Below are 26,970 nucleotides of genomic sequence, written 5' to 3' on the forward strand. Positions count from 1 at the left end.
TAAAACGGGGCTTCGACGACCACGACCGGGAGCCCGCGTGCCGCTTCAAGACTACTTGCCGCTGATGCTGTTCGTGATCGTGTCCACGGTGACGCCGGGTGGCGCGACGACGCTGGCGACAGCATCCGGCGCGCATTTCGGTTATCGGCGTTCGTTGCCGATGATGGGGGGCATCGCGGCCGGCCTGGCATCGATGGCCGCCGCTGCCGCGGCCGGGCTCGGCAGCGTGTTGCTGGCGCTGCCTGCGCTGCAGCTCGGGATGAAGGTGCTCGGCTCGCTCTATCTGGTGTGGCTGGCCGCGCGCATCGCGCGCGGCGGCAAGCCGGGCGTCGCCGCGGCCGTGCAACGGCCGCAAGGGTTCGTCAGCGGCGTCTGGATGCTGTGGCACAACCCGAAGGGCTGGGCGATGACGCTCGGCGCGGCCGCGTCGTTCGCCGCGCTGGCGTCCGGCCCCGTGAGGCTCGGTGCGTTGCTCGGGCTGGCATTCGGCGTGGCGGCGATGGCGTCGCTGTCGCTCTGGTGTTGTGCCGGGCTGCTGTTCGCGCGCGTGCTGCGTACGGAGCGGCAGTGGCGTTGCGTGAATGCCGGGTTGGGCATCCTGCTCGCGGCGTCGATCGTGCCGATGTGGTTGCAGTAGCGGCCCCGGCATTCACCGCGAACCGGCCCGCGCGGCCCCCGCCGGTCGCCCGCCCGCGCCGCTCGACCATCGCGGCAGCCGCAGCGTCGTCACGAAGCTCGCCGCATGCAGTGCGCAAAGCATGCCGAACGCCCACGCGTAGGCGGCCCCGTGCGTGCCACCCGTCGACGCGGATTCGGCCTGCAGCCGCCACGCGAGAAACAGCGTGCACATCGTCGTGAACGTCGGGCCGCCGAGGCGCTGGACGATATTGAGCGACGTCGTCGCCATCGGCAGGTTGCGCCGCTCGACCGACGCATACGCGGCGGAAATCGACGGTGCGCCGATTGCGCTCTGGCCCATTCCGCGCAGAAACAGCGCGGGCACCAGCACGTAGGGATCGTAGCCGGCCAGCGCCAGATACACGAACGGCAGCGTCGCGGCGAGCGCGAGCAGCGCGCCGGCGGCGGCCAGCCGGCGCACGCCGAACCGGCTGGTCAGCGCGCCCATCGACGGAAAGGTGACGAGCATGCCGAGCCCGAGCGGCGCCAGCAGCCAGCCCATCTCGCCGGGCGAGCGGCCGCACGCTTTGATCAGGAACACCGGAATCAGCATCTGGCCCGCGTAGATCGCGCCGTTCGACAGGAACTGCGTGGCAGCGGCCGCGCCGAATACGCGCGAGCGAAACAGCGCGAGATCAATCAGCGCATGCTCGCTTTTGCGCCGCTCGACGCGCAGGAACGCGGCGAGCAGCAGCACCGAACCCATGATCGCGGCGATGCCGGGCACCGCGTCGATGCGCTCGGCGCCATACAGGAACAGCACGAGCGCCGGCGACAGCAGCGCGAGGCCGACCCAGTCGAGTTCGCGCCGCTGCGTTTCGTCGCGGTCGCCGGGCAGGAACCATACGGCCAGCGCAAGCGCCAGTGCACCGACCGGCAGATTCACGAGAAACAGCCAGCGCCACGAGGCGTGCTGCAGGATCGCACCGGCGACGACCGGCCCGAGGATAGGCGCGATCAGCACGGGCACGGCCGCATAACCGATCACGCGTGCCATCTGCTGGCCGGCCACGCGCGCGATCATCATCTGCGCCATCGGTGCGAGCAGCCCGCCGCTGACGCCCTGCAGCACGCGGAATGCGATCAGCGACGGCGCGGACCACGCGAGCCCGCACAGCGCCGACGTCAGCGTGAACGCGGAGAAACACCACAGGTACAGCGCCTTCGCGCCGATGCGGTCGACCAGCCAGCCGTTCAGCGGCAACACCAGTGTGAGGGCGAGCAGGTAGCCGCTCGTCACCCACTGGATCGTCGACAGGCTTGCGTGCAGATCGGTCGCGAGGCTCGCCAGCGATACGTTGACGATCGTCGCGTCGAGTTGCGACAGCAGCGAGCCGAGCGTCGCGACGGCGCTGACTTTCCAGATCGACGGATCGAGCCGGCCGGCCGCATGGCCCGGCGCCGGCTGAGCGCGTTTGTCGCTCACGCGCCGCGCCGGTCGAGCAGCGCGAGGATTGCTTGCGTCGGGCCCGTCTCGCCCAGGCGCGGGAACAGCCGTTCGATGCTGTTCGTATGCGCGTCGGCGTTGAGGTCGGTCATCGCGTCGACCGCGAGCGTCACGTTGTAGCCGAGTTCGTGCGCCTGGCGGGCCGTCGATTCGACGCCGATGCTCGTCGCGATGCCGGCCAGCACGATCTGAGTGACGCCGGCGGCTTTCAGGTGCGCGTCGAGACCGGTGCCGGTGAACGCGCCCCAGGTCTTCTTGGTCACGACATGGTCGCTTGGCTGGCGGTTCAGTTCGGGCAGAAGATCGGCCCAGTCGGCGGGAAGGGCATCCAGACGCACCTGCTGCTGCGTGCGGCCCGGCGCGCTGCCGGCGACGTTGACGAGCACGACCGGCAGGCCGCGGCTACGGAAGGCGTCGAGCAGCTCGCGCGTCCGTTCGATCACCGGTGCGACCGGGTGGGCGGTGGGCAGCGCGACGATGCCCTTCTGCAGGTCGATGACGACGAGTGCCGTTTGCGTGTCGAGACGGGTCGTGCTCATGGCGTGATGCTCCGTGAAGTGGGCGAAGGAAAGCGTGCGCGCGGATGCCGCGCGGCACGCATGCGGGTCATTGCTCGCCGATGCGGCGGATCAGCGGAATCGCGGCGGCGAGCGTGCGGATGTCTTCGGGGGCGAGCTTCTCGATCGCGGCACCGAGCCACTTGTGCTTCGCGGTGTCGCGCTTGCGACGCGCCGCGAGGCCGGCCGCGGTCAGCAGGAACAGGATCTGGCGGCCGTCGGTCGGATGAGGCTCGCGTTCGACGAGCCCGTCTTCCTCGAGGCTCGCGAGAATTGCCTTCATCGACTGCGGCTTCATCGCCTCGGCGCGGGCGAGATCGGCGGTCGTCATCGGGCCTTGTCGTTCTAGTCGCGCGAGCGCGCTCGTCTGCGACATGCCGAGCCCTTCGGATTCGATCTCGGAACGCAGCCGGCGGATCAACTGCCCGACCGCGAGGGTCAGATCGGCGGCTACGGTATCGGCGGAAACGTCGGGTATGCGTGGTGGTGTCATGCGGCGAATCATAGAACACGACAGTTTAACTTGCAAGTTTAGCTGTCGAATTTGGCGGGCGTGCAAGATGCGCGGTGTGTCGGTGCGGCGGGAGTGGGCAGCGCGTTACGTGCGGCGCGGCGACGGAATCGGCACGACGTCGTTGTACTTCGGCGATGCATTCTCGTGCAGCAGGTCGCCGAGATATTGCGCGAGTTCGTCCGCGGCGAGCGCGGACGGAATCTGCAGGTTGGCCGGCCGTCGCTTGCCGTCGGTGCCGAGATCGAACACGGTCCAGCGGCCGTTCGAACGCACGACGGCGAGCAGGCGCCCGAATGCGTTGAAACGGTATTCGTCCGGCATGGCATCGCTCCTTCGTGGATGAGTACGCGGGCCGCGCGCGTCGTGCTTACTGGATCGAGCAGGCCAGCCAGCGATGGATCTTCAGGGCATCGCTCGACACGCCGGCGCGCGTCGGCGCGCCGAGCAGCACGACCGTTTCGCGGCGGCCCTTCACGTGCATGCGCATGACGACGCCGTGCCCCGATTCGTTGATGAAGCCGGTTTTCTGCAACCGGATCGGCAGGCGGCCGTGGCGGACGAGCGGATCGGAGTTCACGTACAGCAGCTCGCCGTCGCCGGCCTGCACGGTGGTCGACGCGTCCGTCGAGAAATAGCGGATCAGCGGATCCTGCGCGGCCGCGGCGACGAGCCGCGCGAGATCCTCGGCGGTCGACACGTTGTGCGGCGACAGGCCGGTCGGCTCGCGGAAATGCGTATGGCGCATCCCGAGCTGGCGCGCCTCGCGGTTCATCGCCTTCACGAACGCGGCGCGGCCGCCCGGATAGTCGCGGCTCAGCGCGGCGGCCGCGCGATTTTCCGACGACATCAGAGCGATATGGAACATCTGGCGGCGCGACAGTTCGGCGCCGATCGGCAGCCGCGAACCGGTGAACTTGATCGTGTCGCGGTCGCGCGAGGTGACGCGCAGCACGCCGTTCAGCGGACGGTCCGCGTCGCGCGCGACGACGGCCGTCATCAGCTTCGAGATCGACGCGATCGGCCGCACCGTGCGTGCGTTGCGGGCTAGCAGCGGCGTGCCGGAGTCGACATCGAGCACGTAGGCCGCGCGCGAGTGCAGCGAGCGTACCGCGCGCGGGCTATAGCCGCAGCTTGCGAGCAGGCGCGGCTTCGCGGCGGGGCGAGGGCGAACCGCATTCGTGCGTTTCGCGCGCCGCTGCGGTGCGGGCGCCGCGTGACGCTTGACCGCATGATGCTTCACGCGCGGGCGGCGATGCTTGACGGCCTTGTGCTTGCGGGGAGCGGGCCTTTTCTTGACGACTTTCGCATGCGCATGCGGCGACGCGGTGCGATGCGGCTGCGCGGACGCGTTCGTCGCGAACGCGAGTGTCAGGAACGAGAGGGCGATGATCAGGGTGGTCCGGGCGCGAGGCAGGCGCGCGATGAGGCCGGTCAAGCGAAAGTCTCCTTTTCGCGCGCGTTGCGGCGGCGCGAAATGCGTGGGCGGTCAGCGGGTGCGGGAAATTATAAGGTCGATCGCGTGGCGATGACGATGGATGTACACGCAATGATGCGTGATGCGCGCGGATTCCTGCTGTTTTTTTGCGGAGGATCGAACGCGTGCGTTCGGCGGCGGGCGCCTGGTGTCGCGATTCAACGCGGCCAGTTCCGCCGCGACACGACCGCGAAGCTGATCGCGATCGAACCGGTGACGGCACGTGGCCGCACGTCGTCCAGCGCATCGCCGAAGCGGAAGCGGCGGCTGCGGCCGTCGGCGCCTGCGGTGCGGCGCTCGGGCGCCGGCGCGTCGGGCCCGGCATCGCTTGCGCCGGCGACGACCGTGTCGCACGACACGTCGGTCAGGCACTCGATCGCATGATCGAAAGGCATGGTGGGTAACTCCGAAAGGGGCATTTCCGTATTGAACGTCACGCCATTCGATCAGTAAAATGAATGTTTCGATCAATATGATTCCTTTGAAGAATGGAATTGAAACTGCTGCGCACTTTCCTGACGGTCACCGAACTCAGCCATTTCAGCCGTGCGGCCGACACGCTGCACATGAGCCAGCCGGCGCTGAGCAAGCAGATCGGCGCGCTCGAGGCGAGCCTCGGCGGCAAGCTGTTCGAGCGCGGTCGGCACGGCGCGGAGCTGACGCCGTTCGGTGAACGCTTCCTGCCGGACGCGCAGGCGCTGGTGCGCGACGCCGACGAGATTCTCGCGCGTGCACGGGAGGCGACCAGCGGGCAACGCGGGCATTTGCGGCTCGGCATCTGCCTGTCCGTGCTGACGCTCGTGCCGAAACTCGTCGCGGAATTCCGGCGCCGCAATCCGGGCATCGCGGTCACGCTGAGCGACTTGTCGTCGTCCGAGCAAACTCGTCGGCTCCGCGCGGGCAAGCTCGACGCGGGGTTCCTGCGTTTGCCGTCGGATGAAGGATTGTCGTCGTTCAAGGTGATCGACGAGGGGCTGGCGCTCGCGGTGCCGCCGCACCTCGGCTTCAAGCGCGTGCCGGCCGATCTCGACGTGCTCAACGAGATCGGCTTCATCGCGCTGCAGCGCGCACGCGGCCCGGGGCTTGCCGCACAGATCGACCGGTGGTGCGTCGAGCGGCGCTTCGTGCCGCAGGTCACGCAGCAGGCGGAGGACGTGCAATCGGTGCTCACGTCGGTCGCGGCCGGGGTCGGCGTCGCGTTCATTCCTTCGCGTGCGCAGTATCTGCTGCGCGACGCGACCGTATTGCCGCTTGCCGGCAGGGACGCGAAATGGCGCGTCGGGCTGGCATGGCTGTCCGGCCGTGACGATCCCGTAACCACGCGTTTCGTATCGTTCATGCGCGCCGCGATCAAGGGCGCGTAACCGGGCGTATAGTGTCCGCGATTGCATCCTTCCTGAATGCCGGTCCCGCGCCGGCACGCGAACCCGAACCGATGACTTCAGAATCCGACGACGCCCCGCTCGATCCCGCACTCGTTGCGACGCTCGCGACGCTGCACGACGCTGCGGCCGATCCGTCCGGCAAGACGTGGTCGCTGCCGAAAATCGCGAAGCGCACGCAATTGCCGATGAGCACGCTGCGCCGCGTGCTGACGCAACTCGACGCCGCCGGCCTGAGCGCGACGACGCTGAACGACGACGGCACCGGCGGCGCCGCATTGACCGAAGCGGGGCGCGCCGTGTGCGCGCAACTGTTCGGCGCGAACGACGGCAAATGAGAAAACGGGCCGCCCGAAGGCGGCCCGTCGCGGTGCGGTCAGACATGCGGCGTCGGCCACATCGTCACGGCATCACCACCGCGCCGTTACCCCACCCATGACGGAATGACGGTAGGTCTGGTCGTTCAGCCCGTGCCGGTAGCCGATGTCGAGATCGAGCCAGCGCCTCGGTGAGTAGATCGCACCCGCGATCACGAACGCCGGATTTGCGCCGGCCGTGCTTTCGGTGTTGCGCGACAGGCCGATGTCCGCCACGAACTGCAGCTTGTCGGTTGCCTTGTAGAGCGCCGCGGCCGATACGGCCCAGACTGAGCGCAGATCGCCCTGGCGATTCGGCTGGTAGGCGAGGCCCGCGTTCGCGAGCAGCGAAAAGCGCGCGACGTCGGCTTGCGCGAGCAGCGTCGCGCCGGTGCCGACACGGCCCGTGCCGAGCCCGCGACCGTCGTTGCCGGTCGGCATCGTCACCTTCGGTTTCAGCGCGAGAGACAGCGGCCCGCGTTCGACGAAGCGCCATTTCATGCCGATCTCGACATCGCCGATGCCCGCGCCGTTTTCGTCGGTGCGCGTTTGCAGATGCGTGTAAGGCGCGCTCACGTAGAGATCGACGTGCTCGCCGAGCCCGCGCGTGAGCGTCGCGTTCCACAACTGATGGCGGCCGTTCTCGTCCTGTTTCGAGGTTTCCTCGCCGTTGAACTCGAATTGCCAGTTCGCATTGCCCTGCGTGCCCGTGTCGTCGCTGACGAGCGGATGCGCCGCGTAGGCATCCAGCGGCGCGAGGAGGGCGCTCGCGGCCGCGAGCGGAAGCATTCTTCTTTTCATCACGTCACCTGTAGTGCGTCGTGGGCGTGCCGCCCATGCGGGCCGGCACGCCGTCGTTTGGAGGAAATCAGAACCACTGCTTGTAGCGACGCACATAGATCGTCTTGACGATCTGCGCGAGCAGGATGTAGCCGACCATCGTCGCGGCGAGCCACAGCCAGTAGGTGCCCGGCAGGTGCATGAAGCCGAGCGAATCCGCGAACGGCGAGAACGGCAGCCAGCAGCCGATCGCGATCGCGGTGAACGTCGACAGCAGCACCGGCAGCGCGGCCGTGCTCTGCAGGAACGGAATCTTCTGCGTGCGCAGCAGGTGGACGACGAGCGTCTGCGACACGAGGCTCTCGATGAACCAGCCCGAGTTCATCACGATCTGGCCGCCCGAGCCGCCGTGCAGGTGATACATCGCACCCGCGCCGAACACGGTCCACATCAGCACGTAGGTCGTGATGTCGAACACCGACGACGTCGGCCCGACCCACAGCATGAAGCGGCCGATGTTGCCGGCTTCCCACTTGCGCGGCTTCTTCAGGAACTCCGGATCCATCTTGTCCCACGGCAGCAGCATCTGCGACGTGTCGTAGATCAGGTTCAGCACGAGCAACTGGGTCGCGAGCATCGGCTCCCACGGCAGGAACGCGCTGGCGACGAGCACCGAGAACACGTTGCCGAAGTTCGAGCTGGCCGTCATGTTCAGGTACTTCAGGATGTTGCCGAACGTCTCGCGGCCCTTGATCACGCCTTCCTCGAGCACCATCAGGCTCTTTTCGAGCAGGATGATGTCGGCGGTTTCCTTCGCGATGTCGGCGCCGCTGTCGACCGAAATGCCGACATCGGCGTCGCGCAGCGCGGGTGCGTCGTTGATGCCGTCGCCGAGGAAGCCGACCGTGTGGCCGTTCGCCTGCAGCGCCTTCACGATGCGCGCCTTCTGCAACGGCGTGAGCTTCGCGAACACCGTCGTGCGTTCGACGACCTGCGCGAGCGTCGCGTCGTCGAGCGTCTCGATTTCAGCGCCGAGCACCGGCTTGCCCGGTTCGAGGCCGACCTGGCGGCACACCTTCATCGTGACGGTCGGGTTGTCGCCCGTCAGCACCTTCACCGACACGCCGTTCTCGCGCAGCGCGGCGAGCGCCGGTGCGGCCGATTCCTTCGGCGGATCGAGGAAGGTCAGGAAGCCGCGCACGACGAGGTCGCGCTCGTCGGCGGTGCGGTACTGTTCGCGTTCGTCGACGCGCGGGATCGCGCGCGTCGCGAGCACCAGCACGCGGAAGCCGTCCTCGTTGTAGGCGTTTGCCTGTTCGAGCAGCCGCTTGCGCGCGACGAAGTCGAGCGGACGCACGCCATGCTCGTCCTGCACGTGGGTCGATACCGCGAGCATTTCCTCCACCGCGCCCTTGCAGATCAGCAGGTGTGCGCCGTGCGTGTCCTCGACGACGACCGACAGGCGGCGGCGCACGAAGTCGAACGGCAACTCGTCGATCTTCCTGTAGCCCTGCGGCTTCACGCGCTCGCCGATCTCGTCGGCGCGCGCGACCACCGCGATGTCGATCAGGTTCTTCTGGCCGCTCTGATGGAAGCTGTTCAGCCAGCCGAGCCGCAGGATGTCCTCGTTCCGGTGGCCGGACAAGTCGAGATGATGTTCGAGGATGATCTTGTCCTGCGTGAGCGTGCCGGTCTTGTCGGTGCACAGCACGTCCATCGCGCCGAAGTTCTGCACGGAGTTCAGCCGCTTCACGACGACCTTGCGGCGCGCCATCGCGATCGCGCCGCGCGCGAGGTTCGCGCTGACGATCATCGGCAGCATCTCGGGCGTGAGGCCGACGGCCACCGCGAGCGCGAACGTGAGCGCGCTCAGCCAGTCGCCCTTGGTCAGGCCGTTGATCATGAACACGATCGGCACCATCACGAACATGAACCTGATCAGCAGCCAGCTCACGCTCGCGACGCCGCGGTCAAAGCTCGTCTCGATACGCTTGTGGCTCACGACGTTGCGCGCGAGCGATCCGAAATACGTGTCCTCGCCGGTCGCGACGACCACGGCCGTCGCCGTGCCGCTGACCACGTTGGTGCCCATGAAGCACACGTTCTCGAGATCGAGCAGCGACGTCGACGCGTCGTTCGCCGCGCCCGGCGCGCCCGCCATGCCCGCGTGGGCCGACTTGCCGGCGACCGCGCCGAGCGTGTCGTACTTCTCGACCGGCAGCGCTTCGCCGGTCAGCACGGCCTGGCTGATGAAGAGGTCGCGCGACGCGAGCAGACGTACGTCGGCGGGGATCATGTCGCCGGCCGACAGATGCACGATGTCGCCGACCACCACTTCGCGCATCGGCACCTCGCGGCGCGCCGGCTCGGACGTGTCGGTCACCGCGCGCTGCACGGTCGCCGTCGTGCGGACCATCGCCTTGAGCTTTTCGGCCGCGCGCAGCGACCGGAATTCCTGCACGAAGCGCAGCAACGCGCTGATCGTGACCATCGCCAGCAGGATCGTCATGCCGACGTAGTCGCGATCGTCGGGTGCCGCGAAATAGACGTCGGTGAAGAAGCTGATCGCGGCCAGCACCAGCAGCACATAGACGAACGGATTGTGGAACGCATGCAGCAACTGACGCGTCCAGTGCGGCGGCTTGTCGTGCGCGATTTCATTCGGGCCGTTGTGCTGCAGACGGTCGGCGGCCTGCCCGTAGGTGAGGCCGCGCATGCTGGTATGCAGCGACTTGAAGGTTTCTTCGAGCGGGCGGGCCGCTTCCTGCGCGGCGCGCATGACACGCGGTTCGTTCTGCTGACCGGGGCCGGCGTTGATGAAGCCGCGCTGTTTCTTTTGCGAGGTGTTTCGTTGTGTCATGAATCGCTCCTTGCGCACGCGGCGGCGGGCGGGAAGCGACCGTGACGTTATCGACGCACGAACGCCTCCCGCCGCGTCGCGCCGGGCGCGATCGGCTGTGGATCGGTGAAGGGAGGAAGGCTCGCCGGCGCGCGGAGTGCGGTCCGAGGGACGAAGCGCGGCGTCGCACCGGCGAGCGGTAATCGACTACTGTCGTCTGAGTTCATCTGCACTCCTGTCGGTTGCGGGTGGACGGCACGGGCGATCGATAGCCGCGCACGCGTGAGGGCGCGCGGCCGGACGGCACGCGAACGGAACACGCACGCAGCGTGCGCTGCGTGCGGCGCGAACGTATGCGCGCGGCAACGCACGGTTGCGCAGCGCGGACGTTCGGCGATATCGAAAAAATCGGCGGGGGATTCTGGCCGGTCAGGCCGGAAGGGCGCCGCATCCTGCTTCCCGGGATGCGGCAGAAGACGAGGCTCTGCGCGGTTTCCTCAGGCAGCAGTCAAGTTGGTCGAGGACCAACTACAACTCGCATCGGTGTTCACAGAACACTCCATGTAATCAGACGGGGGCGATGGTAATGGGTCGTCGTGCGAAGCGTCAACCCTTTTTCCGCCCTTTTTTCAGGCAATTTCTGCAATACGTCGGTGCGACGACGCTGGCTTTGCGAACGAAAAAAAACGCGCGCATGCCAGGCAGGCATGCGCGCGGTTGCATCGAGGCGACGTACCGGTTACTGCGTGGACGCCGTGACGGCAGCGCCCGCATCCGCGATACCGGAACCGGCCGGCAGCGCGGTGCACGACGTGCTGGCCGGCAGCATCGCCGCACGTGCGCCGCCTTGCAGCTTCTGCTGGATCTGCGCGGGCGTGAGGTTGCCGTTCACCGACAGCATCAGCCCGACGATGCCCGTCACCTGCGGTGTCGCGAGGCTCGTGCCACTCGCGGTGCCGTACGTGTCCGTGCCCGGTGTCGTCGTACCGCTATTGGCCGTCGACAGGATGTTGACGCCCGGCGCGCTCAGCGCGACGTCGGAGCCGAAGTTGCTGAACGACGCGCGGCGCCCGGTCGCGTCGGTCGCGGCGACGGTGATCACGCCGCGGCAGTTCGCCGGCTGGTCGAGCGCGGTCGACAGGCCATCGTTGCCGGCGGCGACGACGACGGTCACGCCCTTCGCGTTCACATCGTCGATCGCCTGCTGGAACGTCGCGCTGCACGCGCCGACGCCGCCCAGGCTCAGGTTGATGATCTTCGCGGGATTCGGGTTCGTCGGCACGCCGGCGACCGGGATGCCGGCTGCCCAGCGCATCGCGTCCGCGATGTCGCTCGTCTTGCCGCCGCACTTGCCGAGCACGCGCACCGGCAGGATCCGGCCGAGCCACGACACGCCGGCGACGCCGATGCCGTTGTTGGCGGCGGCGCCGATCACGCCCATCACGCGCGTGCCGTGCCAGCTGCTGGTGCTCGGCTCGCTCGCGCAGTGATAGTACGGGCCGCTGGTGTCGTCCAGTTCCTGCTGCGTGACCCAGTCGCCCGGATCGGTTGCATCGGTGCCGCGCGTCTGGCCGTTGTTGCTGGTGTTGGCGTTCGAGATGAAGCTGTAGCCGGGCAGCAGATTGCCGACGAGGTCGGGGTGCGGCCGGTAGCCGGTGTCGAGCACGGCCGTGACGACGGTCGGTGCACCCTTGGTCCGCGTCCACGCGGGCGGCGCGTTGATGCCGACGCTGGCGTCGGACAGATACCACTGCTGGGCATATGCGGGGTCGCTCGGCGTGTCGCGGATTCGCATCGGGTGATCGGGTTCCGCGTAGTCGACGTCGCCGTCGGCCGCGAACGCCTGCGCGAGCGCCGCCGCGTCGTCGGATGCGATGCGTTGGCCGATGGACAGCACGGCCGCGCCGTCCGACAGGGTTCGCTCGACCTGCACGTTCAGCGGTGCCTGCGATGTCGTCACGGCGGCATACGTCCGTGCGGCGCCGGTCGACGTCGGCGCTGTCCAGCGCGTCATCGAGCGCTGGATCACCGCGTCGAGCCGCGTGCCGGTGTCGAGGGCCGCCATCGCGCGCGCGGCAGTCGGCGTCTTCAGCCGGACGATCAGGTGATCGACCGGCGGCTCGATGGGCCCGGCCGTCTGGGCGGCCATCTGCACGGCGGCCTGCTGCGTCGTGCATGCATTGTTGCCGTTGGTCGCGGGCGGGGTCGTCGGGGTTGGGGAGGGCGCCGGCGAGGGGGCCGGCGCTGCATTGGAAGAAGACGGACTGCTGCCGTCGCCGCCACCGCCGCCGCAACCGGCGATCGGAAGCAGGGCCGCGGCAGACAGCATGCCGGCGAGCATGCGCGCATGAGCGGAGCGGGCCAGCGCGAAATTGAATCGTTTGGCTCTCATGGTGAAACTCGATCCTCGTAGATGACCGTCGTGCTGGCGGCCGTGCCTGCCCGGCGTAAACCGGACCTGTTTTTTATCGGGCACGTGCAGACTGCTGCGACGCGCCATGCACTGGGTAACGGCCGATGAGGCGGCTTCTTGAATATGTTTTGTGTGAAAAATGCGCGACACGCAAACGATTGCCTCGCTGCATTGCAGCATGAACGCGCGTTTGGAACGGATGATCTGTTCACGCAGTGCAAGATTGGACGCGGTTGACCGGGCGAAACGTGCGGCGCGGGCGCTTTTGCGCGCCACGGAAACGATTGTTCGCGGGTGGCATCGACGGAGGGCGCTTTACGCTTTCCCTGATGAGGTGCGAATTTTGTCGGGCGTAGGATCGCGATTCGATCAACGTTTCGTCAGGAGAAAAGCATGGATCGCCGCTTCCGTTGGCTGGCCGTCGCACTGACCTGCGCGCTGGCGGGCACCGCGCACGCGCAGGCGCTCACCGGCACGCTGAAGAAGATCAAGGACACGGGCATCGTGTCGCTGGGTATCCGCGAATCGTCGGTGCCGTTCTCGTATTCGGACAACCAGCAGAAGAACATCGGTTACTCGCGCGACATCGCGGCGCGCATCATCGACGCGCTCAAGGCCGAGCTGAAGGCGCCGAACCTGACGGTGAAGGAAATCCCGATCACGTCGCAGAACCGGATTCCGCTGCTGCAGAACGGCACGATCGACTTCGAGTGCGGGTCGACGACCAACACGCTGGAGCGGCAGAAGCAGGCCGCGTTCTCGAACAGTATTTTCCTGTACGGAATCCGCTTCAGCACGCGCAAGGATTCCGGCGTGAAGGACTTCACGGACCTGGCCGGCAAGACGGTCGCGACGACGGCCGGTACGTCGGACGAGCGCCTGCTACGCAAGCTCAACGAGGAGAAGGGGATGAACATGACGATCATCAGCGCGAAGGACCACGCCGAAGCGTTCATGAACGTCACGACGGGGCGCGCGGTCGCGTTCGTGATGGACGAGCCGCTGCTGTACGGCGAGATCGCGAAGGACCGCAATCCGGGTGCGTACACGGTGACGGGCACGCCGCTCGTTCACGAAAACTACGCATGCATGATGCGCAAGGACGATCCGGCGTTCAAGCACGTGGTCGATGGCGTGATCGCGAAGATGCAGACCTCCGGTGCGGCCGAGAAGCTTTACGACCAGTGGTTCATGCAGCCGATTCCGCCGAAGGGCGTGAGCCTCAATTATCCGCTGTCGCCGGAGATGAAGCAGCTGTTCAGGAATCCGACGGATCAGGCACAGTACTGATCGACGCGTCGTCGGCGTATCGCACCGCAAATAAAAAGACCGCCGCCACCTGCCGGCGGCTTCCGTTTCTGGCCCGATCCCTGGCGCGGCGCAAGCGTGCGTGAGACCTTGATTTCCGGCCGGCGCAATGCCGGTTCGTCAGTTGCCGACTGTGCCGAAATCGGCATTCAACCGTGCCCGCGCCATGGGATTCCTGTCGCGCTGCGCAACAACAGGCACAATACGCACTTCGCCGCGCACCGTTGTTCGTCGTTCGAACAGCACGGCGCGTGCCGCCGCCGTCCGAATCTTTCCCGGTTGTCATGAACGCCTCGCTCACCCCCGCGCGCGAATCGAACTCGCCGCGCTTCCTGTTGTTCCTGATCTGCCTGTTTGCCTCCGCCGGCCAACTCGCGATCGACATCTATGTGCCCGCGCTGCCCGACATGGCGCGCTCGTTCGCGACGACGCCGCAGGCGATCCAGTCGAGCGTATCCGGCTACATGGCCGCCTATGCGCTCGGCCAGCTGATCTTCGGCCCCGTCGCCGATGCGTACGGGCGCAAGCGCGTGCTCGCGTTCGGGCTCGTCATCTACACGATCGGCTGCCTGCTGTCGCTCGGCGCGCCGAACCTGGAGACGTTCGTGCTCGCGCGTTGCCTGCAGGGCTTCGGGATCGCGACCACGAACTTGCTCGCGAAGGCGATCATCACCGATTCGTTCTCGGGCCAGGCGCTGATGCATGCGTTTACGTACATGTCGATCGCGTGGGGGCTTGCACCGATCATCGCGCCGGTGATCGGCGCGCACCTGCAGGAATGGTTCGGCTGGCGCGCGTGCCTCGTGTTCCTGCTGGTGTACTCGCTGGTGATGTGGGCGCTGCTGTGGCGCTATCGCGAAACCTTGCCGAAGCCGGTCCATCTCGAGCCGCGCACGCTGATGGCGAACGCGGGCAAGGTGCTCGCGAGCCCGGTGTTCCAGAGCTGCTTCCTCGCGCAGGGGCTGTGCTACAGCATCCTGCTGGTGTTCAACATCGTCGGGCCGTTCATGGTGCAGACCACGCTGCACAAGCCGCCGACCTACTTCGGCTATCTCGCGCTCGGAATCGGGCTGATGTATTTCCTCGGTGGGCTGTCGAACCGGATTCACGGGCGCGGGCTGCCGAGTGCCGAGCAGCGGCTGCGCATCGGCGCACGCGTGATGGCGGTCGCGGCGGTCGCGATGCTGGTGCTGGCTCTGACGGTCGGCCTGCGCGTGTGGACGCTCGCGACGCCGGTGCTCGTGATGGGTTTCTGCGCGGGCGCGATGTATCCGACGCTGATGGCCAAGGGCAATTCGCTGTTTCCGCATATCGCGGGGCTGACGAGCGCGATCCTCGGGTGCGCGCTGCTGCTCGTGTCGTCCGCGATGATGGGCCTCGCCGGCTTCGTGTCGGTGCAGGTGCTGACGCCGCTCGCGGTGTTCTTCGTCGCGCTTTCGTTCATCGTCGTGTGGATGGTGACGAAGCTGCTGCGCTACCTCACGCAGCAGCAGGCGGCGCGGGTTGCTTGCGGGAGCGGGGAAGCCGCGTAAGCCTTAGAGGCTGCGCAAGCGCGTGCCGCAACGGCGCGCCGGCCGCTCACAGCGGGTGCCCCGCGCCCGCCTGCGCCAGCAGCGAAACCGCGGCCGGATCCGGCATTCCGTTCGAATCGATCGCGCCGGCCTTGGCCAGCGCGTCGAGATCGCTGTCGACGCCCGGTTGACCGACCACGAACGGCGTCGTCAGGAAGGCCGGCGTCGACAGCGTGACCGAATAGCGCTGCTGCAGATTCGTCACGACCGCCGATTGCGCGGCCTGCACCGTGTTCGGGCTGCCCATCGCCTGCTGGAAGTGCGCATTCCCCTGAAAATTGCCGATCAGCCCGGCCGTGTTCGTACCGAGTTGCGCGGCGAGATAGACGAGCATCAGCTCGGTCTCGGGCGTCGTGTTGAAGGTGCCGCCCGCATAGGCGAGCGAGTGCAGGCTCGTGCCGCTCGATGCGACGGTGATCACGCACGGCAGCACGGCGTTCACCGTCACGCGGTAGTTGCCGCCGCCGTCGGTCAGCGTCGTCGCCGAGCCTTGCGCGCAACTGACCGTGACCGACGCGCTCGCAAGCGCGGAGCCTGTGGCGGCCGTGCCGGACAGCGCGACGGTCTGCGTGTTGTTGCCGTTGAAGCAGACATCGACGCCGAAGCAGGCGTCGCCGTTGCAACCGGCCAGTGCCGCGAGGGCGGCGACGCAGGCGGTGCTCAGCGCGGGGCGGAGAAAGCGCGGATGGCGAAGGTTCATGGTCGCGGGCATATGGGCAAGTGTGGCAACCGGTGGGCGGCGGATAGGCGGCGTCGCTCATATTCTAGGTCTCGAATTCCGGCGGCGCATACTCGCTTTCTTGACAGAGCGCGGGGAGCGCGTGCCGGCAGGTGAGTCTTGTCAAACCTGCTCGCGCGAGCAGCACGTTGCGGCTCGATCGGCAACCGCCCAAGTCCGGAACCTTTCGATTCCCTTCGCAATTGGTTATGCTGCGGGACGATCAAAAAACGACGAGAGAACGCGCCATTCCCGACGGAACCGGCGCGCCGTTTCCGACATGAACCTGAAACGACTGACGCGGCGGTCACGCCTCCCGGATTGCGAGGGCGATCCGGCATCGATGGCATGCACGACCCGCAGCGCGGCGCGGCCCGCCCGCATCCGCGGCAAGACCGGCACCGGCAAGGCGGTGGCGGCCGCGCTGCTGGCCGGGGCGATGTTTCTGTGCAGCGCGGCCTTCGCCGCGCCGGCCGCTGACGCTGGCGCGATTCCGTTGGCGGCCGGTGCGCCGTCGGCCTGCACGAACGTGGCTACCGCAGCCGCCTATCCCGTAGCCAACGACCCCGAAGCAGCGCCGCCGCTGACAGGCCGCGTGACCGACATGACGGGCGTACTCAGTGTCCCATGTGCGTCCGAGCTGACCAACCGTCTCGCCGATCTCGAGCGCCGGCTCGGCGTGCAGATGGCGATCCTGCTGGTCGGGTCGACCGGCCACGCGACCATCGAGCAGTTCGCGACCACGGTGTTCGAGAAATGGCGTCTCGGCGCGAGCAAGATCGACAACGGTCTGCTGCTGGTCGCCGCACTGAACGATCGCACCGTGCGGATCGAGGTCGGATACGGCCTGGAAGACGCGATTCCGGACATCGTCGCGGGGCGAATCATCCGTGAACGCATCGTGCCGGCGTTTCGCGAGAAGCGTATCGAAGCCGGCGTGAGCGATGCGGTCGATGCGCTGGTGCGCGAGATGACGCCGCCTGAAATGGCGGCGTCGGATAGCGCACTGCCCGACGAGGACGCGCAGCGTGCGACGTCCGGCGATGCGAAGCGGTTGTCGAACGGCTTGCGGGAGAAACCCTCAGCCGACGTCGGGAGCTTCCTTTTCTGGTTACTGCTCGGGCTGACCGGTGTCGCGCTGGGTGTCGTCACCGAATGGCGCAAGCTGCGTTGGCAGGTGATGTTGCCGGCCAGCTTTCTCGTCGCGACGATCGTGCCGGTTGCGATGTTGCCGGTCGGCGCGATATTCGGAGGCGATCTGGTCGCGATGCTGGGTGGGCTGGGGATCGTCGCGACGAGCATGGGTTTCTGTGCGTGGCTCCTCGGCATCGGTCTCGTTCGCTCCGCACGCGTCCGAAAGAATACGGCGATCATCGGCGTGACGTTGCTGGCGTTGATCTGGATCGGGCATCTGATGGGATATTCGCCCGGTGAGGTTCTGCTGACGGTCTTCTGCGTGGTGATGGGGATCCTGTTGATCGTCGAAAAACTGACGGGCAGCGATTGGTCGTCATCCCGCTCCACGTCCTCGTCTTCGTCGTTCAATTGGTCATCGTCCGGCTCGGATTCGTCCAGCTCCAGTTCGTCCGATTCATTCACCGGCGGTGGCGGCTCGAGCGGCGGCGGCGGGGCATCGGGCCGCTGGTAGCCGCCGTGCGCGGCGCGAGGGCGAACGTTTCTTTTCAACTTACCGCTCCAGCCGGAGCGTTCAACCGGAAGTCACAAACAATGAAATGGTTTCGAATCCTGCTCGTGTGCTGCGTGCTCGCGCCGCTCGCCGGTTGCGGCTACAACGCGATCCAGTCGTCGGATGAAGACGTCAACGCGGCGTGGTCGGAGGTGCTGAACCAGTATCAGCGTCGTGCGGACCTCGTGCCGAACCTTGCTGCGTCGGTAAAGGGCTACGCGTCGCACGAGGAACGCGTGCTTACCGAGGTCGCGTCGGCGCGCGCGCGCGTGGGCAGCGTGCAGATGACGCCGGAGATGGCAAAGGATCCCGCCGCATTGGCGGCGTTCGATCAGCGGCAGGGCGAACTGTCGGGCGCGCTGAGCCGGCTGATGGTGGTGTCGGAGCGTTATCCGGAACTGAAGGCGAACGAGGCGTTTCGCGATCTGCAGACGCAGCTCGAAGGCACCGAAAACCGCATCGCGGTCGCGCGCGGCCGCTACATCAAGACGGTGCAGCAGTACAACGTGCAGATCCGCCAGTTCCCGGGCGTCGTGATTGCGCGGATCTTCGGCTACCAGCCGCGTCCGAACTTCAGCGTCGCGAACGAAGCCGCGATCTCGACCGCGCCCGTCATCGACTTCTCCAATCAGCCGCCGAAGGCGAACGCAGCAGGCCAGTAAGCGGCCGGCACGGGCGCTCAGGGCTTGCGCCCAGCCGGCTTCGCGAACGCGCCGCGCACCTCGAAGCCGATCGCATCCGCCACGTTGCCGCGCGCGTCGACGAGTTCGAGCCGGTGCCTTCCCGGCCACGGCATCCACGCGACGCGGTCGGCGTGCCCGATCACCTTGTCGTCGAGCCGCCACGCGAACCGCGCGGCATGTCCGGACGACCGCTCGAACCAGATCCGCTGGTTCTTCGGCGGAATGTCCGGATCGATCGCGAAGATCGTGCCGTCGGTCGGCGCGCCGATCGTCAGCGGTGCGCGCGCGCCGTCCTTGCCCGGCGTGACGGGCGCCGCGAGCCGGATCGTGTCGAGCGCCGTGCCCGCGACGAACCACTCGTCGCGCGACGGTTCGACGTCGCGCTCGAACGTGATGCGGCGCGTTTCGACACCGGCCGGCGGACGTGGCGCCCGGCTCGGCAGGTCGCGGTGCAGGTAGCCGACGACGGCCGACCACACCGGCGACGCGCCCGTCACCCCCGACACGTCCCACATTGGCGAGCCGTCCGCATTGCCGACCCACACGCCGACCGTATAGCGCGACGTGAAGCCGACCGTCCAGTTGTCGCGTATGTCCTTGCTCGTGCCGGTCTTTACCGCCGAGAAGAAGCGCGTCGCGAGCGGATTGTCGAAGCCGAACGTGCGCACGCGCGCGTTGTTGTCGGAGAGGATGTCGGTGACGACGAAGCTGGCCGCTTCGCTGAAAACGCGCGTGCCGTTGTCCGCGCGCCCCGATGCCGATGTGCCTGAAGCGGGCGACGGCGTGGGCAGGTCGACGATCTGGCGTGCGACGCCGCCGTTCGCGAGCGCGCGATATGCGTTGGTCAGCGACAGCAGCGTGACGTCCGCGCTGCCGAGCGCGAGGCTGAAGCCGTAGTAGTCGCCTTCCTGCGCGAGCGGCAGGCCGAGCGCGGTCAGCGTGCGCGCGAAGCGGTGCGGCGTGACGAGCACGAGCGTGCGCACGGCCGGCACGTTCAGCGAGCCGCCGAGCGCGCTGCGCACGCTCACCCAGCCCTTGAAATCCTTGTCGTAGTTCTGCGGAATGTAGAGTCCGCCACCGGCCGCGAGGTTGATCGGTGCGTCGTCGAGCAGCGATGCGGCGGTCAACCGTTTCTCGTCGATCGCCTGCGCATAGAGGAACGGCTTGAGCGTCGAGCCGGCCTGGCGCGGCGCGAGCACGGCGTCGACGTCGCGCGCGCCCGACAACGCCCCCGACGAACCGACCCACGCGCGAATCTCGCCGGTCGCGTTGTCGATCACGACGACCGCGCCGTCCTGCACGTTGCGCCGGTGCGCGGGCGCGTTGAGCTCGGTCAGCGCGCGCGTCAGCGTGTCGCGCGCGAAGCGCTGCAATGGCGCATCGAGCGTCGTGCGCACCTGCGCGCCGGCCGCCGGTCTGACCTCGGCCGCAATGCGGCGCGCGAAGTGCGGGGCGAGGGCGGCGCCGTCGTCGCGCACGGCGTTGGCCGGGCGGGCGATCACGAGCTGCACGTAGCCGTCGAGCGACGCGCACGCCTGTTCCGCATGCATGTCGCGCAGGATCCGGCACGCACGCTCGGCGACCTTCGCGCTGGCCGCGTTGGGGGCGCGAACCAGCGCGGCCGCGATCGCGGCTTCACGCGCGTCGAGACCGGACGGCGCCTTGCCGAACAGCACCTGCGACAGCGCGGCGAGCCCGACCGTCTCGCCGCGGAACGGCACGAGATTCAGATAGGCCTCGAGGATCTGGTCCTTGCGCCAGCCGCGCTCGAGCAGCAGCGCGTTCATCGCCTGCGTGGCCTTCTGCGGCAGCGAGCGCTGGCCCGAGCGGCGCGGCGAATCGCTGAGCAACCCGGCGAGCTGCATCGTCACGGTCGACGCGCCGCGCGTGCGCTCGTTCCACAGATTGCCCCACGCCGCGCCGGCGATCCCGCGCCAGTCGACGCCGCTGTGCGCGTAGAAGCGCTTGTCCTCGGACACGACGATCGCCTCGCGGAACGCGGGCGACACGTCGGCGAGCGAGACCCAGTCGCCGCGCCGTTCGGTGAGGTCGACGCGCGTGCGTTGCAGCGGCGTGCCGTCGCGCGCGAGCAGCACCCAGTCGGAACTGCGCCAGTTGCGGCGCACGTCGTCGTAGCCGGGCAGCGCGTGCGCGACCAGCGGCGCGGCCAGCACGACGGCGACGAATACGCGGCCGGCGAAACGCACCGGCCGCGGCGATACACGATCGATCATCACGTACTCGTTACTTGCCCGCGTCGGCCGGCTTCACGGTCATCGGCGGGTTCGGCCACAGGCCATACACGGACGGCGCGTACAGCGCCTCGACGCGCGTCGGCGGCAGCCCGAAGGTGCCGACGTTGTTCAGCCGCACCGTGTATTCGACCGAGAGTTTGCCCTTCGGCAGATAGTCGTAATACGCGCGGTAGCCGTCGAAGTCGCGTTCGATGAACGCCGGCCATGCGCCGTCCGGCGATTTCTCGCCCTGCGTCGCGGCTTCGGAGTCGCGACCGAGGCCGGAGCCGAGGATCGTCGCGCCGGACGGGATCGGATCGTTGACGACGACCCACGTCATGTCGCTCTGCGCATCGATGTCGAGATGCACGCGCACGACGTCGCCGCGCGTCAGCACGCCCTTGACGGCAGGCGACACGGGCGTGACGGTCTTCGTGATCCGGTAGCCGGCCGCGAACGGCGCCCGCAGCGGCACGGCCGCGAGGCTTTCGACGGTCGCCCACGGGCGGCCCGTGCCGTCCTGGGTGACGGACAGCGTGGCCGGTGCCTGCGCCGCACGCGGCCACGGCATCAGCACGCTGCGCGCGGCGGCGGCGCGGGTCGCGGCGGTGGCCGATGCGGGGGCGTCGGCGGGTGCCGGCGCCTGCGACCACGAGATTGCGCGCTCGTTGCCGCCGAGCGCGACCTTCGTCGTGCCCGCCACAGGCGTGCTCTCGTAGGTGCGTGAGAAGCGCTCGATCGCGAGCTGGCCGAGCGCGTTCGACGTCGTCGTCTGCCACGCGCCCTGGCGTTGGAGTGCGAGCAGGCCGGTCGCGATGCGCGGCATCTCGTCCTTCCACGCAGGGTCACCCGCGAATTCCAGCGCGAGACGCGCGGCGTTGGTCTCGGTGCTCGTCATCAGCCACCACAGATCGTCGTCGCGCGCGGTCGAGAACACGAGCTGCGTGCCCTGATACGTGAGGCGCGCACGCAGGATCTGCTCGACCTGCGCGCGTTTCTCGTCACGCTGCGGGATGTCCTTCACGCGCGTGAGGATCGCGTGATAGTCGATCAACGCCGACGTCGGCCACTGGTTCGGCGCGATCTCGATCGAACCGAGCATGCGGCCCTGCGCGGCGCCGTAACGCGACAGCGCCTCGATCGCGGCGAGCTTGCGCAGATCGCGATCCTGGCGCGGCGCCCACGCGTTGCGCTCGATGCGGCCGTCGACGAAGCGCGCGAGCCCGGCCTCGAGCTGCGTGCGCAGGTCTTCCGGCAGCGCGAAGCGCGGGTCGAGGCGGCCGGCCTCGTCGGCGACCACGAGCAGGTACGAGGACAGCGTTGGGCTGCCGTAGTGTGCATCGTCGGACGACGGCGGGAAGTAGCTCGCGAGGCCATCGCTGTCGAGGTACACGGGCATGCGCGCAACCAGTGCCTGCCATTGCGCGGCGTCGTGCAGGCCGATCGCACGCGACGTCTGCTGTTCGAGGCAGCGGTACGGATAGCGCTCGAACCAGCGCCGCACGCCGGGCAGGCCGTCGGCGAGCTTCGACTGCAGCGACACGGCGATGCCGCCGCGCGGCGCGCCCTGTGCGTTGTTGACGGCGCCGGCCGGAGCCGACACGGGCACCGTCAGCGTGCCGTCGACCTGCGTGAGCGTGGCTTGCTGCACGGTCACCGGCAGCGCGGGCACGACCTTTTGCGCGACGGCCAGCGCGTCGGACGCGCGCTTGCCGCCTTGCTCGGCCGCCTCGATGCGCCAGTTCAGCGCGCCGGCCGCGTCGAGCGCCTGCTCGGGCACCGTGATCGTCCATGCCACCTCCGTCGCCGCATTGGCCGCGAGCGACACGGTTTGCGGCGCGACGTCGAGGCCCGTCACGCGCGGTGTCACGACGACCTGCATCGCGCGGTCGGTCGTGTTGCGCAGCGTGACCTGCGCGCGGAACGCATCGCCTTCGCGCACGAGCGGCGGCAGCCCGGAGATCAGCTGCAGATCCTGCGTGCTGCGAATCGACGTGCTGCCGGTGCCGAAGCGGTCGGGGCCGACCGCCGCGATCGCGACGATCCGGAAGCGCGTGAGCGCGTCGTTCAGCGGCACTTCGACGGTCGCGCTGCCGTTCGCGTCGAGCGTCACGCGTGGATTCCACAGCAGCAGCGTGTCGAACAGCTCGCGTGTCGGCGCGCTGCCGCCGCCGCCGCCAGCCGGCACGGCCTTGCGGCCGAAGTGGCGGCGACCGACGATTTCCATCTGCGCGGTGGCCGTCTCGACGCCGTACGCGCGTCGCTGCAGCATCGCGTCGAGCAGGTCCCAGCTGTCGTTCGGCATCAGCTCGAGCAGTGCCTCGTCGACGGCCGCGACCGCGATCTGCGTGCCGGCCGGTGCCGGCTGGCCGTTCGGCAGCGTGACCTTCACGTGCGCCTGCGCCTTGCCGCGCACCGTGTAACGGGTCGCGTCGGTCGTCACGGACACGCCGAGACGATGCACGCCCGTGCCGACCTTGATCTCGCCGAGGCCATAGCGGAACGCGGGCTTCGACAGATCGACGAACGCGGTTGGCGCTTCATAGTGACGGCCTTCGCGCCAGAACGCGCGAGCCCATTCGACCGGCGCCTTCCAGCCCCAGGTGAAGAACGAGTACCACGGCACTTCGCGAATCCGGCCGCGCAACGCGAGCACCGACACGTACACGTTCGGCCCCCACGACTCGCCGACCTTCAGGTCGACGGTCGGGTTCTTGCCGTTGAGTTCGACGACGTGCGTTTCCATCACACCGCCGCGTTCGACCGCGACGAGCGCGGTTGCGTAGCGGAACGGCATGCGAACCTGGAAGCGGGCCGTTTCGCCCGCCTCGTAAGACGTCTTCTCCGGGATCACGTCGATCCGGTCGGTGTTGTCGCCGCCGAACCAGAGTTCGTCCTCGCGCGTGACCCAGACGGACGTCGACGCGTTCGACGTGCGGCCGTCGCCGTCCTTCGCGACCGCGATCAACTGGATGTTGCCAGCCTGTTCGAGCGTCGCGTCGCAGGCCATGCGGCCCTTGTCGTCGGTCTTGCCCGAGCACAGCACGCCGAGGTCGCGCGTGTCGCTCTTGTTGTCGTATGCGTAAAAGCCGCCGACCATCCGCTTGCGCGACGTCGTCGTGATGTGCGCGACGCCCTTGATCTCGACCGGCACCGATGCGCGCGGCTTGCCCTGCAGGTCGACCGCGAGCGCCTGCACAGGCACGCGCTGGCCGACCGACACCCAGCGGCCGGCCTTGATGCCGGCCACCACCGCGGCCGGCCACAGGATCGTGTCGCCGCGGATCGTCTGCACTTCGCCGTTCGGGTCCGCGAACGTCGCCTCGAGCGCGATGCGCTTCGGCGCGTCGACGTCGGGCAGGCCCTTGAGCGTGACGGTGCCCGCGCCGTTGCGGTCGAGCGTCAGCGGCAGCTTGTCCGCGATCAGACGGGTCGAGTCGGGATCGTTGTTCGCGGCCGATGCGCTGTCGCCGTCCTGCGCATCGTCGTCGGCATTGCCGTCGCTGCGCTCAGGACGATACGGCGTGAAGCTGAAGTCCTCGAAGCGATCCGCGAACGGCGGCGACGCCCATTTCATCAGCGCGGACACCTGCACGGGCAGGTTCGATGCGCCGCCGCCCGACACGTAGTCGATCTGCACCGCGAGCGGCGCTTCCTTGGCCGCGACGAGCGGGCTCTTCTGCGCGTCGCGCGCGCCGATCGTCCCCTTGAGCACCGGCAGGCGGAACGCCTCGACACGGAAGCTGCCGCTGTAGTAGCTGGCGGTCGGCGCATCGTCCGGGCCGCCTTCGAGCGACACGCTGTACTCGCCGAGCTTCGCCGCGGGCGGCAGCGTGAACTGCGTGTCGGAGCTATGGTCGGCCGACCACGTGAGCGGCAGCTTGTAGGTCTGGTCGGAGCCGAGATGGCGGATCGTCACGCGCGTCGGGTATTGCGCCGGGAACGCGAGGCTCTGCAGCGTCTCGGTGCGCAGGAAGTGCTTCATCGACACGGTTTCGCCGGCACGCAGCAGCGTGCGGTCGAATACCGTATGCGCGCGCACGGTCGGCGCGCTGGCGGTGTCGGTCGGCACGTTGAAGCGCCACGATTCGATCCCGCGGTTCCAGTTCGAGCTGACGAACGCCATGTCCGGGCCCGTCTTGGGATCGTCGACGCGCGCCGACACGAAGTAGTCGTCGAAGCGTTCCGACTGGCTGCATTCATGCTTCGGCTCGAATGCGCCGTCGATCTTCAGCAGGCCTTGCGCGTCGGTCTTGCCGGACGCGATTTCGTCGCCGTTGCAATCGGACACGCGGATTCGCGCGTTCGGCACGGGCTTGCCCTTGTCGAGCGTCGTGACCCATACGAGGTTGTTCTCGCGGCCCTGTTTCAGATGCACGCCGAGGTTCGTGACGAGCACGGTGGTACGCACGTACATGCTCGACGGCTTCGCGAGCAGCGAGCGGCCGAGCGCGGGCGACGCGAGTTCGAGCACGTAGAAGCCGGGCTTTTCGATCGGCACGCCGACGACCTCGAACGGACGCAGCGCCTTCGGATCGGCCTTCGGCAGCGTCAGTGCCTGCGCGCCCGGTTCGCCGGTGAGCAGCGACAGCGAGCGCACGTCGATGCGCCGGTTCTGCGGCGCGGGCATCTTCTCGCCGGCCTGGAGCGGCACGTAGACGGGGTGCTGGCCCTTGCGCCGGAGCAGGCCCGGGATGCGCTCGTCGATCGTGCCGGCCGTCATCGACCAGTTGTCGAAGCGCTCGACGGTGCGCATCCATTGACGGATCGCGGTGTCGTCGTCGACCTTCAGGTTCGAGAATTGCGCGCCGCTCGTGTTGAGGCCCGCGATATGCAGGTCGGCCTCGACGTTGCGCAGCGTGACCGGCACGAGCGCAGGCGTATCCGGTTCGGCGAATCGCTCGACGATCCCGAAGGTGCCCGACGAGAATTTCGCGAGCGGCGGCATCGGCGCGGTGCGCGTCGCGAGCGGGAACAGGTCGGCGTTCGCGAGCGAGCGGTCCGTCACGTCGCGCAGGCCGGACGGCAGCTCGATCGTCAGGTTCGCCTGCGCGGGCAGCGGCGGGTTGAACGTGACGGTGGTCACTTCGTCGCTGTGATCGTCGGCCGCGAAGGTCGGCGAAAGCGAGCCGTCAGGGCCGCGCAGCTTGATCGCCTCGGCGTTCTTGCGCGAGATCGGCGCATTGAACGACAACGTCAGCGGACGCAGCGGCGTGCAGGGCGCCTTCGCGTTTTCGCGCTCGCACGAGAAACTCGCGGCGAACGGTGCGCGCACGGTGAAGTCGAAGCGGCGCTCGGTGTCGTTCGCGATGCCGCTCGGGCTCGCGACGCCCTTGCCGTAGACGAGCTGCATCTTCGCGCTCGCGGGCAGCGCCTGCGCGCACGACAGCGTCAGCACGCGCGCGGCGTCCTTCTTCAGCCCGAAGTGATCGAGCAGCGCGTTGCGGGTATCGTCATCGGCGGCCGTGACGGGGATGCGGTTGCCGATGCCGACCGCTTCGCACCAGATGTTCGCGAGCGCGGAGCGCGGCTCGGCCGGGCCGTTCAGCTTCAGCACGAACACCTGGCGTTCCTCGATCTCGCGCGTGCCGGGGCGCACCGTCACCGGGAACGGGCCGCCGGTTTGAAACGTGAAGCGGCGCGGGCCGCTGACCGCGTTGCCGGCGACCGAACGCAGCGTGTCGTTGAGCGCGACGGAGCAGCGCACGCCGGGCGGCAGGTCGTTCTCGAAATCGTAGACCCAGGTTTTGTCGTCGAGCCAGTGCCCCTGGCCGCGCGCGGCGGTGGAGTCGTTGCAGGTCATGCGCGCGGGACTCGGCGCGGACGCCGAACCGAACGCGACCATCGGTTCGTCGAACTTGACGACGCTTTGCCGGACTTCGGTGACGGTGCCTTGCGGCGACACGCTCACCGTGCGTGCGGCGCCCGCATGCAGCGACAGTGCCGCGGCAGCGCCGAGCGCCGTGACCGCGCCAATGCGCCAGAGCAGCCGTGTGGTGTGACGGGTTGAATTCGTGTTGTTGTGTTTGTTGTGCTGCTTCATCGCTCGATGCCCTCGGAGGGAAGCTTTCTGTTTGATTGCACGCGATTCTAACCGACGCGCATGTGAGCGGATGAAGGGAGGGGGAGACGGCGTGTCGCCAGCTCGCGACACACCGGCATCCGGAAGCAGAATTGTCGCGTCGACGACACAAAAATGCAGCGAAATGTCGATTGTCTCGGATTGCGGAACATTTATTGGACTATAAAAGCATTGTTCAATTCGAATTGTGCGCGTACATTTCAGGGCCGCGCGAAAGTTTGAGAAATATCAAGCGTGGTTTTCCCGA

General features: G+C 68.0%; 20 protein-coding genes. 7 read left to right on the forward strand and 13 right to left on the reverse strand.

The window, feature by feature from the left end; genetic code table 11:
• Window positions 1–37 precede the first annotated feature (37 nt).
• On the forward strand, window positions 38–637 hold the full coding sequence (locus HWX22_RS16805) for a LysE family transporter (protein ID WP_175909513.1): 600 nt from the start codon (window positions 38–40) through the stop codon (window positions 635–637).
• 12 nt (window positions 638–649) lie between these two features.
• Here HWX22_RS16805 and HWX22_RS16810 read toward each other — a convergent pair whose 3' ends face one another.
• The 6 genes from HWX22_RS16810 to HWX22_RS16835 all read right to left on the reverse strand — a co-directional run bounded on the left by HWX22_RS16810 (window position 650) and on the right by HWX22_RS16835 (window position 5,065).
• Window positions 650–2,104 carry a DHA2 family efflux MFS transporter permease subunit gene (locus HWX22_RS16810; protein WP_175909514.1) on the reverse strand — a complete coding sequence of 485 codons (1,455 nt, stop codon included), beginning with the start codon at window positions 2,102–2,104 and terminating at the stop codon, window positions 650–652.
• Window positions 2,101–2,664 (reverse strand): isochorismatase family protein, encoded by a 564-nt coding sequence (locus HWX22_RS16815; protein ID WP_059819272.1) that lies wholly within the window; start codon window positions 2,662–2,664, stop codon window positions 2,101–2,103. Before HWX22_RS16815 ends, HWX22_RS16810 begins: the two co-directional genes overlap by 4 nt.
• Window positions 2,665–2,731: 67 nt before the next feature.
• Entirely contained in the window at window positions 2,732–3,187 is a 456-nt protein-coding gene (locus HWX22_RS16820) for a MarR family transcriptional regulator (protein WP_175916052.1), read from the reverse strand.
• Window positions 3,188–3,280: 93 nt separating this feature from the next.
• Window positions 3,281–3,517 (reverse strand): hypothetical protein, encoded by a 237-nt coding sequence (locus HWX22_RS16825; RefSeq protein ID WP_059819270.1) that lies wholly within the window; start codon window positions 3,515–3,517, stop codon window positions 3,281–3,283.
• A 46-nt stretch (window positions 3,518–3,563) separates the two neighbouring features.
• Window positions 3,564–4,631: a serine hydrolase gene (locus tag HWX22_RS16830; RefSeq protein ID WP_175916053.1), complete on the reverse strand. Its 1,068-nt coding sequence runs from the start codon at window positions 4,629–4,631 to the stop codon at window positions 3,564–3,566.
• 197 nt (window positions 4,632–4,828) lie between these two features.
• The gene (locus HWX22_RS16835; RefSeq protein WP_175916054.1) at window positions 4,829–5,065 is read right to left on the reverse strand and encodes a hypothetical protein; all 237 of its coding nucleotides are present in this window, start codon (window positions 5,063–5,065) and stop codon (window positions 4,829–4,831) included.
• A 93-nt stretch (window positions 5,066–5,158) separates the two neighbouring features.
• Between HWX22_RS16835 and HWX22_RS16840 the strand changes: the two genes are divergently transcribed.
• Both HWX22_RS16840 and HWX22_RS16845 read left to right on the forward strand, forming a co-directional pair.
• Window positions 5,159–6,034: a LysR substrate-binding domain-containing protein gene (locus tag HWX22_RS16840; protein ID WP_059684736.1), complete on the forward strand. Its 876-nt coding sequence runs from the start codon at window positions 5,159–5,161 to the stop codon at window positions 6,032–6,034.
• Between the two features lie 71 nt (window positions 6,035–6,105).
• Entirely contained in the window at window positions 6,106–6,390 is a 285-nt protein-coding gene (locus tag HWX22_RS16845; protein WP_175916055.1) for a transcriptional regulator, read from the forward strand.
• Window positions 6,391–6,462: 72 nt separating this feature from the next.
• On the opposite strand, the gene HWX22_RS16850 is transcribed toward HWX22_RS16845, so the two are convergent.
• The 3 genes from HWX22_RS16850 to HWX22_RS16860 form a co-directional block, all read right to left on the reverse strand.
• Complete coding sequence (locus tag HWX22_RS16850; protein WP_175909524.1) at window positions 6,463–7,209, reverse strand: transporter; 747 nt, start codon at window positions 7,207–7,209, stop codon at window positions 6,463–6,465.
• 67 nt (window positions 7,210–7,276) lie between these two features.
• Window positions 7,277–10,048, reverse strand: coding sequence for a magnesium-translocating P-type ATPase (gene mgtA / locus HWX22_RS16855; RefSeq protein ID WP_175916056.1), 2,772 nt, complete (start codon window positions 10,046–10,048; stop codon window positions 7,277–7,279).
• A gap of 718 nt (window positions 10,049–10,766) precedes the next feature.
• On the reverse strand, window positions 10,767–12,419 hold the full coding sequence (locus tag HWX22_RS16860) for a S8 family peptidase (protein ID WP_175916057.1): 1,653 nt from the start codon (window positions 12,417–12,419) through the stop codon (window positions 10,767–10,769).
• Between the two features lie 414 nt (window positions 12,420–12,833).
• On the opposite strand from HWX22_RS16860, the gene HWX22_RS16865 reads away from it, so the two are divergent.
• A complete protein-coding gene (locus tag HWX22_RS16865) occupies window positions 12,834–13,730 on the forward strand; it encodes a glutamate/aspartate ABC transporter substrate-binding protein (protein WP_175909530.1) in 897 nt (298 codons plus the stop codon).
• A 138-nt stretch (window positions 13,731–13,868) separates the two neighbouring features.
• Here the strand turns inward: HWX22_RS16865 and HWX22_RS32260 are convergent, their stop codons facing one another.
• Entirely contained in the window at window positions 13,869–13,994 is a 126-nt protein-coding gene (locus HWX22_RS32260; protein ID WP_257792234.1) for a hypothetical protein, read from the reverse strand.
• Between the two features lie 38 nt (window positions 13,995–14,032).
• On the opposite strand from HWX22_RS32260, the gene HWX22_RS16870 reads away from it, so the two are divergent.
• Window positions 14,033–15,280, forward strand: a complete 1,248-nt coding sequence (locus tag HWX22_RS16870; protein WP_175916058.1) for a multidrug effflux MFS transporter — start codon at window positions 14,033–14,035, stop codon at window positions 15,278–15,280.
• A 46-nt stretch (window positions 15,281–15,326) separates the two neighbouring features.
• Here HWX22_RS16870 and HWX22_RS16875 read toward each other — a convergent pair whose 3' ends face one another.
• A complete protein-coding gene (locus tag HWX22_RS16875; RefSeq protein WP_175916059.1) occupies window positions 15,327–16,019 on the reverse strand; it encodes a hypothetical protein in 693 nt (230 codons plus the stop codon).
• A 121-nt stretch (window positions 16,020–16,140) separates the two neighbouring features.
• On the opposite strand from HWX22_RS16875, the gene HWX22_RS16880 reads away from it, so the two are divergent.
• Window positions 16,141–17,685: a TPM domain-containing protein gene (locus tag HWX22_RS16880; RefSeq protein WP_175916060.1), complete on the forward strand. Its 1,545-nt coding sequence runs from the start codon at window positions 16,141–16,143 to the stop codon at window positions 17,683–17,685.
• Window positions 17,686–17,765: 80 nt separating this feature from the next.
• Entirely contained in the window at window positions 17,766–18,386 is a 621-nt protein-coding gene (locus HWX22_RS16885; protein WP_059691292.1) for a LemA family protein, read from the forward strand.
• Window positions 18,387–18,403: 17 nt separating this feature from the next.
• Here HWX22_RS16885 and pbpC read toward each other — a convergent pair whose 3' ends face one another.
• Both pbpC and HWX22_RS16895 read right to left on the reverse strand, forming a co-directional pair.
• Window positions 18,404–20,641, reverse strand: a complete 2,238-nt coding sequence (pbpC, locus tag HWX22_RS16890) for a penicillin-binding protein 1C (protein ID WP_175916061.1) — start codon at window positions 20,639–20,641, stop codon at window positions 18,404–18,406.
• A gap of 10 nt (window positions 20,642–20,651) precedes the next feature.
• Complete coding sequence (locus HWX22_RS16895; protein WP_175916062.1) at window positions 20,652–26,684, reverse strand: MG2 domain-containing protein; 6,033 nt, start codon at window positions 26,682–26,684, stop codon at window positions 20,652–20,654.
• Window positions 26,685–26,970: the final 286 nt, after the last annotated feature.

This window comes from Burkholderia sp. BCC1638 (assembly GCF_902833195.1).
Classification (GTDB): Bacteria; Pseudomonadota; Gammaproteobacteria; order Burkholderiales; family Burkholderiaceae; genus Burkholderia; species Burkholderia diffusa.